The 12468-nt window shown below is 45.3% G+C and carries 5 protein-coding genes; 4 read left to right on the forward strand and 1 reads right to left on the reverse strand.

Annotated features, from left to right (window positions below; translation table 11 throughout):
- Positions 1–72: 72 nt before the first annotated feature.
- Positions 73–3219, forward strand: a complete 3147-nt coding sequence (locus tag K5Q73_RS05580; RefSeq protein WP_220759830.1) for an efflux RND transporter permease subunit — start codon at positions 73–75, stop codon at positions 3217–3219.
- Between the two features lie 653 nt (positions 3220–3872).
- Here K5Q73_RS05580 and yiaY read toward each other — a convergent pair.
- Positions 3873–5021 carry an L-threonine dehydrogenase gene (gene yiaY, locus K5Q73_RS05585; protein WP_220759832.1) on the reverse strand — a complete coding sequence of 383 codons (1149 nt, stop codon included), beginning with the start codon at positions 5019–5021 and terminating at the stop codon, positions 3873–3875.
- Between the two features lie 478 nt (positions 5022–5499).
- Between yiaY and malQ the strand changes: the two genes are divergently transcribed.
- From malQ to glgX, 3 genes are read left to right on the forward strand one after another with little or no spacing between them, the layout of a single operon-like run.
- Positions 5500–7899, forward strand: a complete 2400-nt coding sequence (gene malQ / locus K5Q73_RS05590; protein WP_220759835.1) for a 4-alpha-glucanotransferase — start codon at positions 5500–5502, stop codon at positions 7897–7899.
- A gap of 19 nt (positions 7900–7918) precedes the next feature.
- Positions 7919–10219, forward strand: a complete 2301-nt coding sequence (glgB, locus tag K5Q73_RS05595) for a 1,4-alpha-glucan branching protein GlgB (RefSeq protein ID WP_220759837.1) — start codon at positions 7919–7921, stop codon at positions 10217–10219.
- Positions 10220–10221: 2 nt separating this feature from the next.
- On the forward strand, positions 10222–12465 hold the full coding sequence (glgX, locus tag K5Q73_RS05600; protein ID WP_259650714.1) for a glycogen debranching protein GlgX: 2244 nt from the start codon (positions 10222–10224) through the stop codon (positions 12463–12465).
- Positions 12466–12468 lie beyond the last annotated feature (3 nt).

Consider the following 12468-nt stretch of genomic DNA (forward strand, 5'->3'; position numbering starts at 1 on the left):
CTTGTTTTGTCTACTCAAGGGGCGTTAATGCCTATTGTTTTGAGTGCGTGTTAACGCCGACTGGGGAATGCCATGATTAGTGATTTTTTTATTAATAGGCCGAAATTCGCCTTTGTTATCTCAACTGTACTGACCTTAGTCGGGTTAATCGCCATTCCTGTGTTATCGGTTTCAGAGTTTCCTGAAATTGCGCCGCCACAGGTGAGTGTTTCAACCAGTTACTCTGGTGCGAGTGCCGATATTGTAAAAGATACCATTGCCCAGCCGTTAGAGGCCGAAGTTAACGGTGTTGAAGGCATGCTCTATATGGAGTCTAAGAGTGCCAATGATGGTAGCTATTCGCTCAATGTGACTTTTGAAGTGGGCACCGATGCCGATATGGCACAGGTAAAAGTGCAAAACCGTGTACAGCAGGCAATGCCGCGATTACCGGAAGAGGTGAAACGACAGGGGGTTAAAGTTGAAAAACAAAGCCCCAATATGTTGATGGTAGTTAACCTTGTTTCACCTGATGAGACCTTTGATTCGCTGTTTATCACTAACTATGCGGGCTTAAACGTTAAGGATGCGTTAGCGCGTCAATACGGTGTGTCTAAAGTTCAAGTAATTGGTGCATTAGACTATGCCATGCGTATTTGGCTCGACCCTGACAAGATGGCCAGCTTGAGTGTTACCGCAAGCGATGTTATCGGTGCGCTGCAAGAGCAAAACATTCAAGTTGCAGCGGGGCGAATTGGCGCCGCACCGGTGGATCCTGAACAGCAGTTTCAGTACACGCTGCAAACCAAAGGTCGACTTAAAGATCCGCAAGAGTTTTATGATGTGATGATAAGAGCCAATAACGATGGCTCTAAAGTCGTGGTTGGTGATGTTGCTAGAGTTGAGCTTGGCTCACAAACCTACGATGCTCAAGGCAAGTTAAACAATAAGCCATCGGCGATTATTGCGATTTACCAGTCACCGGATGCCAACGCACTGGAAGTGGGTAAAGCGATTAAAGCGGAAATGGCAAAGCTGTCAGAACGTTTTCCTAATGATCTTGAATACGAAGTTTTATATGACACCACTGAGTTTGTTGAAACCTCAATTAAAGAGGTAGTGCAAACCCTATTTATCTCAATTGCATTAGTCGTATTTGTGGTGTTTATCTTCTTGCAAGATGTTCGCTCAACACTGGTTCCCGCTATTGCAATTCCTGTTTCTTTGATTGGTACCTTTGCTTTTTTACTTGCCTTTGGCATGAGCATTAACACGGTATCGCTATTCGCGCTTATTTTGGCGATTGGTATCGTGGTCGATGACGCGATTGTGGTGGTCGAAAACGTCACTCGTTTAATGCAAGATGAGGGACTATCACCAAAAGAAGCCACCTCCAAAGCAATGAAAGAGGTAACAGGGCCGATTATTGCAACCACATTAGTATTGCTTGCAGTGTTTGCGCCGACAGCTGTTATGCCGGGGATCACCGGTCAAATGTACGCGCAGTTTTCGGTGACTATCTGTATTTCAGTGCTAATTTCTTCAGTCAATGCACTGACCTTAAGCCCTGCGCTGTGCGCCTCATTATTGCGCCCGCCTAAGACACATACTAAAGGCTTCCACGCGGCGTTTAATAAGCATTTTGAACGCTTCACAGGCAAGTATATGAAGCTAGTATCTTCATTGACACGTAAGCTAGTACTGGTTGGAATAGTCTATGCGGCTCTGATTTTACTTACCGGAGGTATTGCTAAAATCTTACCGTCAGGCTTTGTGCCAATGGAAGATAAAAAAGCCTTTATGGTCGATATTCAGCTACCCGATGGCGCTTCGCTTAACCGTACTGAAGATGTGATGCGTGAGCTAGTAGAGTTAACGCGCGCAGAACCAGGGGTTGAGAACGTTATTCATGCCAGTGGCTTTAGTATTTTGACCGGCTCAGTGTCTTCAAACGGTGGCTTGATGATTGTCACGCTATCTACTTGGAGCGAGCGTGAATCACCCGATATGGCAGAGTCTGCCATTGTTGCCAAACTTCAAGCTAAATACGCGGCTAACCCTGCGGTAAAGGCCATGGCATTCTCACTGCCGCCAATTCCTGGGGTGGGTAGTGTCGGTGGCTTTGAGTTTGTGTTGCAAGACACGCAAGGGCGTACGCCTCAAGAGCTCGCTTCTGTCATGCGCGCCTTAATTATGAAAGCCAATGAGCAACCTGAAATTGCGATGGCCTTTAGTAACTTCCGCGCTGATGTGCCGCAGATGTTTGTCGATGTTGATAGAGATAAAGCCAAGGCGTTAGGTATTTCGCTTAATGAGATCTTCTCAACCATGCAAACCATGCTTGGCTCTATGTACGTTAATGATTTTAACCGTTATGGCAAAGTCTTTAGAGTTATCTTGCAGGCTGAGACTGAGTATCGTGATTCAGACAAAGACATCTCGCGCTTTTATGTGCGCTCTAATACCGGTGAAATGGTGCCGCTAAGTACCTTAGTGACTGTGACGCCGATTTTAGGCCCTGATGTGATGAACAACTACAATATGTTCAGCTCGACGACCATTAACGGTTTCCCGGCGCCGGGCTTTAGCTCGGGTGACGCGATTACTGCAATGGAGCGCGCTGCCAATGAATCGCTGCCAACCGGCTATACGTTTGAGTGGACAGGGCAAACTTACCAAGAGATTAAGGCGGGTAATCTCGCGCCGCTTATTTTCGGCTTGGCGTTAGTGTTTACTTACTTATTCCTGGTGGCGCAGTACGAGAGCTGGACCATTCCGTTTGCGGTAATTCTAGCTGTGCCGATAGCTGTGTTAGGTGCGTTCCTAAATATCCTCTTGGTTGGTTCAGACTTAAACCTTTATGCGCAGATTGGTCTGGTACTGCTGATTGGCCTCGCCTGTAAGAATGCGATTTTGATAGTCGAGTTTGCTAAGCAGTTACGTGAAGAGGGCAAAAGCATATTAGAGGCCGGCGAGACGGCAGCTAGATTGCGTTTTCGCGCGGTACTGATGACAGCGTTCTCTTTCCTTTTAGGAGTATTGCCTTTGGTCATAGCCTCTGGTGCCGGTGCCGGTAGTCGCCGTGCTTTAGGTTACTCTGTGTTTGGCGGTATGTTAGCGGCTACTATTGTTGGAACCTTATTAGTGCCAGTATTTTATGTGATTATGCAAAAGATGCGTGAAAAGGCTAAAGGCTTACCGAGTGATGTCGAGTCTGCTACAGCAAAAGAGGTAAGCTAACCTCATAAGCTAGAGAAATAAATTAGAAGCATAAATTTAGCGCCTAATTCGCAAAGCAAAAGGCCTGTTGTCATAACAGGCCTTTTTAATGCTTAAAAATCAGCAACCATTGGTGAAGATAGCTCTTAGATAAAATCTTATGTTTCTCGGATATAGATAACAGCTTAAAGAGTAAATAACTCGACTTGTTTGATGTTAACGAAAGCAATTTTCTGGGTTTAGAAAAGGTAAGGCATGCTTATCAAAGCGCTGAAAGGAAAAAGCCCACTCCGAGGAGTGGGCTTCTAAGCTTGCTTTAACTTTTGCAGGGAAAAAGCGAACCTTTTAATTATACCAAACATGTATCCATTTGTATCTCTTTAGTCAGCTGAAATAGGCTTAAATAGTGATAACTGGCAATATTTGGTGAAAATTCAAATTTATATTTAGAACAAAAAACCGCAATAATATAACTTTGGTTTAAAAATACTCGCCTTAAGCAGCTGAAAATGAAAGATAGCAAGTCAAATTCTGGGAGTTTATCTGCTCGCTACCTTTCAAGTCTTACTTACCATTAGAGTCTATTGTCACGCGGTTGTGACTAAGCGACTATGTCTCTATGGCTTTAATTAACAGCCTTAACTTAGTTAAGTGCTTTAGTTAAACTGCTTTAGTTAAAGCGCGTTAGTGAAGATTTGACAGATCTCTTCATGAGTTGCTTGCTTAGGGTTAGTGAAACCACAAGCATCTTTAAGTGCATTATCCGCAAGCGTTGGAATATCTTCAGCTTTTACACCCAGTTTGGTGAGGTTCTCAGGAATATTCACCGCAACAGATAGTTGCTTAATCGCAGTAATAGCCGCTGTCGCACCTTGCTCATCAGTCATTGCAGCCACATCAACGCCCATGGCTTTAGCAACATCCTTTAGGCGACCAGGAACCACTTGGGCGTTATAAGCTTGAACATGCGGTAACAACAATGCGTTACACACGCCATGGGGTAGGTCGTAAAAACCACCTAGCTGGTGGGCCATCGCATGAACATAGCCTAGGCTTGCATTGTTAAATGCCATACCCGCAAGGAACTGGGCGTAGGCCATTTGGTCACGAGCTTCAATGCTTTGGCCATTCTCAACCGCTTCGACTAAGTTACCCTGAATAAGCTCAATGGCCTTAATTGCGCATGCATCTGTGATTGGGTTCGCCGCGATAGACACATAGGCTTCGATAGCATGAGTCAGTGCATCCATACCCGTTGCAGCAGTCAATCCTGCAGGTTTAAGCAGCATGAGCTCTGGGTCATTCACTGATAAAATTGGCGTAGTGTTCTTGTCGACAATAGCCATCTTAATATGGCGAGCTTCATCGGTAATGATACAAAAACGAGTCATTTCACTGGCGGTGCCCGCAGTGGTGTTAATGGCAACCAGCGGTAGTTGTGGCTTAGTTGATACATCTAAACCTTCGTAATCTTTAATGCTGCCGCCGTTAGTGGCAACCAGTGCAATGCCTTTAGCGCAGTCATGGGGTGAGCCGCCACCTAAAGAGATGACAAAGTCACAGTTGTTAGCGGTTAAGATCTCAAGACCGGCTTCGACATTGCCAACCGTTGGGTTTGGTTGCACGCCATCGAAGATGACAGAGCGGATATCATTGCTGGCTAACTTGTCTGTGACTTGAGCAACCAGACCAATTTCAACCAGAGGCTTGTCAGTAACAATTAGTGCATTTTTAAAGCCGAGTGACTTGATGTCACCAATGGCTTCAGTCACAGCATCTTGACCTAAGATATTGACAGATGGGATAAAAAATTTAGCAGCCATAAGAATCACCTATTACGCTTAATGTTAAAAGTTGTTATCTTTTCTGGTAATTAAAGTACCAACACCAGTGCAATAAAGGTGTGATCAGTCTCTAATAATCGGCAGGGTTTGGCGAGAATTAAATCGAAAGTTGGATCCATCTTCCCGAACTTGTAATTTTATGACATCAAATGCGCTTAATTACCCAGTCTGACTCATTAATTGCTGACTCTTTAGCTACATAGAAGTATTGAGTCATACTCAAGGAGCTTAATCGTTATTTATTTTTGCAGCTTTATGTTGTGCTTCTACTGCTCTCTTGATCTTAAATTGATCAATATCACTGTCATTTATACGTCATAAATCCATCTTCAAACTGTTATTTACAAGCGCCATGCTAACGGCTCAATTGAGAGTCTGGTTGGTCGAATGTGCGTTTGTTGATTGCGGCTGTAGCTGATAGCCCAGTGAATTTAAAGTGATAGAGGATGGCGATGTTGTGCTGAGTAAATTGCTGTATCTACAGGGGGTTGGCGCAGAGTTCATCAACAGTGATGGCGTGAATGTGCAGATCCCGCAACAAGACAGAAACGGGGTTTTACAGGCGATGCTCACGCAGACGGCTCCAGATCTGTCTTTTGATGCTTGTCACTCACAACAAAACGATGCCTACAACGCCACTAATACTTGGATTGATAAACGTATCTATCAATTAGATGCAGATCCTTGGACTCAACCCGTGGCGCATTTCCAGCATAGCAACAATGTTGAGCCTAAAATCAGCTTTCAAGTACCCGCAGATTACTCTGGTTGCGTCGAGATAGAGCTTCAATTGGAGTCCGGTTCATATTGTAAAATTGAATTTTTGGCTGCTGAAAATCCATTTGTCAGAGTGACTGGCAACTATGGGATAGGTGACCAGACTTATTTACGCTACGAGTTAAGCCTTACTGCTGAAGTTGTAGAGCTTATTTGTAGTGGCACTATACTGAATTTAGATAACCAAACTCAGCATCTACAGAGGTTGCCTGCAGCGCAATACTTCACTGTAAAACAGGCGTTAACTAAGTCAAATGGGTTAAACACGTCAAATGGGTTAACGCTAGGCTACCATCAGGTTTGTGTGAATTTGCCCACTATAGATATTAAGGCTGATGGAATTTGGTTGTTAGCACCAGAGGTTAGCTATCAAGGAGCAGGCCTGACTGATAACGTGGCGAAAGAGGTTAAAAAGCGCTGCTGGGGAGTGAGCCTTCAACTCTATAGCTTGCAGAGTCAGCAGCAATGGGGGATTGGGGATTTTGCAGATCTGCAAGCTTTACTAAAAATCGTTGCTAGCAAAGGTGCTGATTTTGTTTTACTCAACCCTCTACACGCGCTAGATCTGGAACACCCCGAAGAAGCTAGCCCATACAGTCCGTCCGATAGGCGCAGAATTAACCCGCTTTATATCGATGTCGAGTCCTTACCCGAATACCAGCTGTGGCAATTGAGTCTTACCGCAATAGAGCGAGAGCAAGTCCAGCTCGATAAGCAGCAGCTACAGCAAACAAATTGGCTCAATTACCCTGAAATCACTCGGATTAAGTACCGACTATTACAGCGACTCTATGAGATTTTTTGCCAACAAGCGTTAATACACGAGTCTCAAGCCGTTGAAGAGCTAGAGTCATTTATCGCTGCCCAAGAACCTGATTTCTCGTTGTTTTGCCGCAAACAGCTACACGCCGCAAGTCAGATGTTTGCAAAAGAGCCAATAGGTTTAGCTTTAGACGAACGCTTTTTTGCTTATTTGCAGTTTATTGCACAGCAGCAATTACAGGCATGCCAACTGTTAGCTAAGCAGCTTGGCATGGAGATAGGCCTAGTAAGAGATCTTGCCGTCGGGACCAATGCCAGCAGTATTGAAGTTGAAAGCGCTAAGGAGCTTTTTTGTCGTGATGCCTACATAGGCGCGCCCGCTGATTTTTTTGCACCACAAGGGCAAAACTGGGGACTTGCGCCAATGGATCCTATCGCACTAGAGCAAACGGGCTTTAAGCATTTTATTAAATTGCTTCGAACTAACATGCGTAGCTGCGGTGCATTGAGAATCGATCATGTGATGTCGCTACTCAGGTTGTGGTGGTTACCAAAAGATAAGGCTCTCGGAAATGGGGCCTATGTGTATTATCCACTTGATAGCCTTATGGCCATTTTATCGATAGAGAGTCATCGGGCTCAATGCTTAGTGATTGGCGAAGATTTAGGTTTGGTCCCAGCAGAGATTGAGCAGGCTATTAATCGTAGCAAAATTCTATCCAATCAAGTGTTCTACTTCACTAAACAGTTAGGCAAGTTTGTAGCAACAAGCGAGCATAAGCCTCACAGTTTGATGATGCTGGCCAACCATGATGTGCCAACGCTTAAGTCCTGGTGGCAAGCCGATGATCTGCATTTGCGTAAAGAGTTGTTATTGATTGAAACCGATGAGGCGTTAAGTAATGCATTGCAGCAGCGAGCGTATGAAAAGCATCAGCTTATTGAGTGGCTTTATGAGGCTGGTGGCCTTTCAATCGATGAGTTACAGAACCATAAGAAGCAGGAACTTAGGTTTGATTGCTTACTAACGGCTTGGCTTGAGGTCGCTGCGAGCTCAGCATCTAAATTGTTCAGTGTTCAGCTTTGCGATCTTATGCAAGACCATCACAGTATTAACCTTCCTGGAACCTGGAAACAGTACCCTAACTGGCGACGCCGCTTACCTTTACCCCTTGAAGAGCTAGAGAGTAGCGCAGCTATTGATGCCTTGCTTAAGCGAGTTGATCGCGCAAGACAAGCAAAACAGAGCGCTAACTTATCCCCTGTTAATCAATCGAGCGGTCACGCTAGTGACATTAGCTCGGCAGTTGCCCGTTAACTTAATGGATTAAATCACGATGACTAATAATGCTCCCGAATTTCAAAATGGCGTAGATGTCGCCTTGTTAAACAGTGAATACGTCGATGTTTTTGGTTTGCTCGGCATGCACCTTGTTAATCAAGGCAAAGCCTTGAGCGTACGGTGTTTCTTGCGGGGAGCGTTAGCGGTTGATGTGCTATGTCTAAAAACGGGACGTAAAGTTGCTAGTCTCAATAAGCATAACGAAGAGGGATTATTCAGCGGGATGATGGGCAGAAGAGTAAAACCTTTTCTGTATAAATTAAGAGTTGAATATCCGTTGAGTGAACGGGAGATCATCGACCCATATCAATTTGAGAGTCTACTGTCTGATGATGATCTCTACCTGTTTGGTGAGGGGCGTCAGCAACAGGCCTATGGTTTTTTGGGCGCCAATTGGCGCGAGCATTTAGGCGTCAATGGTGTGCATTTTTGTGTTTGGGCTCCCAATGCTAAACGGGTTTCGTTACTTGGCGATTTTAATTTCTGGGATGGTGGCGCCCATGTTATGCGTCAACATTTAGCAAATGGTATGTGGGAGATATTTGTTCCAAATGCCACAGAGGGTCAGCACTATAAGTTCGAAATTATCACTCAAAATGGTGAGCGACTCGAAAAATCTGACCCTTATGCTAAGTCGATGCAAGATGCGCCTTGTAATGCTTCGCTTATCCCGCAGCAGGCTGCACATCAGTGGCAAGATAATCACTGGATGCAGCAGCGTGCAAAAGTAAAGTGGCATCAGGCTCCTATGTCTATCTATGAAGTGCATTTAGCTTCATGGCGACGCAAAGGCGATACTGGAGAGCACTACCTAAACTATCAAGATCTGATCGATGAACTTATTCCTTATGTGGTGGAGATGGGATTTACTCATCTGCAGTTGATGCCTGTGAGTGAATACCCGTTCGATGGTTCTTGGGGTTATCAGCCTGTGGGCCTGTATGCGCCAACATACCGTTTTGGCAATGCCGCAGGGCTTAAAGCGTTTGTAGATGCGTGCCATCAAGCAGGTGTCGCGGTTATCCTTGACTGGGTCGCGGCGCACTTTCCTAAAGATCCGCACGGTTTAGCACGCTTTGATGGCTCCTGTTTATATGAGCATGATGATCCTCGCCAAGGAGAGCACCCAGATTGGGATACGCTGATTTTTAACTATGGCCGCGGAGAGGTGCAAAGCTACCTTCTAAGCAATGCCTGTTACTGGCTTGAGGAATTCCATTTCGATGGTTTAAGGCTAGATGCCGTTTCTTCGATGTTGTACCTCGATTACAGCAGAGAGCCGGGGCAATGGTTGCCTAACGCCCATGGTGGACGTGAGAACTTAGCCGCAATTAGTTTTTTACAAAGTCTAAACCAGCGTCTGTATCAGGCATTTCCCGGTGTTTGCATGATCGCGGAAGAGTCAACCGCTTGGCCTGGTGTTAGCCATATGCTCGAAAACGACTACAGGTTTGCTGCTCCTCATCAGGACAGTGACTCGAGCAGCGAACAAAGCCTTGGTTTTGGCTTTAAGTGGAACATGGGTTGGATGAATGACAGCATCGGCTATTTAAAGCGCGATCCTATTTATCGACAGTTTCACCATCAAGAGCTGACGTTCAGTCTGGTTTATCAATATACCGAACAGTTCATTCTCTCGTTAAGTCATGATGAAGTGGTGCACGGTAAAGGTTCACTGCTGCATAAAATCCCTAACGATGACTGGCAAAAGTTAGCCACGCTCAGAGCTTATTACGGTTTTATGTGGGGCCACCCGGGCAAAAAACTATTGTTTATGGGTAATGAATTCGCCCAAAGAGATGAGTGGAGCCATGCCAAGAGTCTTGACTGGCACTTATTAGAGTATGCCCCTCACCAAGGGGTGCAGTCATGGGTTAAAGAGCTTAATAACTTGTATCGGAAACATGATCAGTTGTGGCTCAAAGATGGGGAGCCTAGCGGTTTTAGCTGGTTAGACTGTAATAACGAACAACAGAGTATTTTTAGTTTTATCAGGCAAGGTGAAGTAGATACAGCGCCGCTGATTTTTATTATTAATATGACACCTAAAGTGCATCATGGTTTTCGAATTGGCTTACCGCTGAATAAACCATTTAAAGAATTACTGAACAGTGATAGTGAGCTATATGGTGGCAGTAATGTAGGTAATCAGGGGGTGATTATTGCAGAAGAGCAAGCCTATCAAGGCCTGCCTTTTAGCGCGATGATTACGGTGCCGCCTTTAGCTTGTCTTGTCCTGTCGCCTATAGAGGCACAAGCCTTGGTCACTGAAAACCACAAGATAAAAGAGCGATAACAGTGCTGCAGCATCAAGGTTTTCCTTATCCGCTTGGCGCAACAGTCGATGAAAACGGGGTGAACTTTGCCCTGTTTTCGGCTCACGCTAGTCAGGTGTGGCTATGTTTATTTGATCAAACCGGCAAACATGAAATTGAGCGAATAGCGCTAAAGCAACAGACCCATCAAGTGTGGCATATCTATCTACAAGTCGCTGATAAAGAACTTATATACGGCTATCGCGTCGATGGTCCATATGAGCCCAATATGGGGCATAGGTTTAATCCGCATAAGCTGCTGTTAGATCCTTACGCCAAGCAGTGGGTTGGTCAATTTATTGAGCATGATAGTCATTATGCTTATTACCGCGGCAGTGAGGACGCTGACTTATCGTTTGATCTGCGCGATAACAGCGAGTTCATGCCTAAATGCAAAGTGGTCGATATTGGCAACTTAAAACCCATTGCCCCGCTGGTTTCACCTAAGAGTCGGTTAAATCAGCAGCATTGCTCCTCGCAGCTTACAAAAATCGGTGGCACTCAAATGCCGCAAAGCATCATCTATGAGCTACACGTTAAAGGTTTCAGCCAACAAAATGAGCAGATAGCGCCAGCACTCAGAGGGCGCTTTTTAGGGCTTGCTGATGATGCCAGTATTGACTACCTAAGTTCACTTGGCATCACTGCTGTTGAGCTGATGCCTGTGCACAGTTTTATCTCGGAAGCATTTCTAGCCGAAAAACAGCTATCTAATTATTGGGGCTATAACAGCTTAGGTTTTTTTGCTCCCCACCAAGATTATCTTTGCGATGAAGGCAGCGGCAATATCGATGAGTTTCGGCAGATGGTGAGCAAGCTTCATCAAGCGGGAATAGAAGTGCTGCTCGATGTGGTTTACAACCATAGCGCAGAGGGCAATCATCTCGGACCTAGCTTAAGTTTTAAGGGAATAGATAACCTCAGCTATTACCGTTTACTGTCCAATGATAAACGTTTTTACATTAACGATACCGGCTGTGGTAACAGCTTAGACATCAGCCACCCACGAGTGCTGCAATTGGTGCTCGACTCATTACGATATTGGGTTGAAGTGATGGGAGTTGATGGGTTTCGTTTCGATCTGGCCAGTAGCCTCGGGCGCGAGCCCTACGGTTTTGACCCGGGAGCCGGTTTTTTCGATGCGATTAGTCAAGATCCCATCCTCAGCCAAGTAAAGTTGATTGCTGAACCTTGGGATATCGGCCCTGGTGGATACCAGCTCGGTGGCTACCCGCAACTTTGGAGTGAATGGAACGATAGATACCGTGACACATTGAGACGATTTTGGCGCGGTGATCTTGGCTTATTACCCGAATTTGCGCGGCGCTTTCATGGCTCTAGCGATCTTTTTGAAGGATCTTTACGTGGTCCAGCTGCCAGTATCAATTTTATCACTAGCCACGATGGCTTTAGCCTGCAAGATCTAGTGAGTTATAGCGAACGACATAACCTAGATAATGGCGAACAAAATCGTGATGGACATCAGGAAAACTTCAGCTGTAACTACGGCATTGAAGGAGAGACTGATGACGCTAGCATTCAAGCTCTTCGAAATAGACAGGCTCGTAATCTTCTTAGCTGCTTACTCTTTTCTCAAGGCGTTCCTATGTTGCTCAGTGGCGATGAAATGGGTCATAGCCAAGGCGGAAACAATAATGCTTATTGCCAAGATAACTGTTTGACTTGGCTTAATTGGCAGTTGCAACCTTGGCAACAGCAGCGGCTTGCATTCACAACAGGCCTAATTGCACTGCGAAAACGTTTTCCTCTACTGGGCCATAAAGATTTTATTCATAAAGACGTTCTAACCCAGAGCAGCGTGAGTTATGGAGCAAGTCATAACACCAGTCATGGCGGCCCTGCTACAAACATGGCAATTGAGCACACTGATGACAATCCAAGTATGAGTTGGTTTTGTCGTCAAGCAGAATCTATGACGAAACAGTTATGGACTGAGGGACAAACACGCAGCCTTAGCGTGATGCTTTGCAGTGAGCTTGAAGAGCTTAAGGGACAGCGCCAAGCGTTACTGCTGATGCTTAACACAGATGAGCAAGCCTTGGAGTTTAGTTTCCCCACCTTAAGTGAATTCGGGCATTGGCGACCACTTGTGGATACTTATTCGGGGCAAATTAATAGCCCTGAAACAGCTGCAGATTTAACTCAACAATCGATTGTATTGCAAGACAGAAGCTTAATGTTGTTTTACGCCCAAACCAAGGAGTGACTT

Origin of the sequence: Shewanella sp. MBTL60-112-B2 (assembly GCF_019655055.1) — a bacterium.
GTDB lineage: Bacteria > Pseudomonadota > Gammaproteobacteria > Enterobacterales > Shewanellaceae > Shewanella.

Bases quoted from the DNA above. Each gene is read 5' to 3' on its own strand.
- K5Q73_RS05580 (WP_220759830.1), top strand. From the start codon at position 73: ATGATTAGTGATTTTTTTATTAATAGGCCGAAATTCGCCTTTGTTATC.
- yiaY (WP_220759832.1), bottom strand. From the start codon at position 5,021: ATGGCTGCTAAATTTTTTATCCCATCTGTCAATATCTTAGGTCAAGAT.
- glgB (WP_220759837.1), top strand. From the start codon at position 7,919: ATGACTAATAATGCTCCCGAATTTCAAAATGGCGTAGATGTCGCCTTG.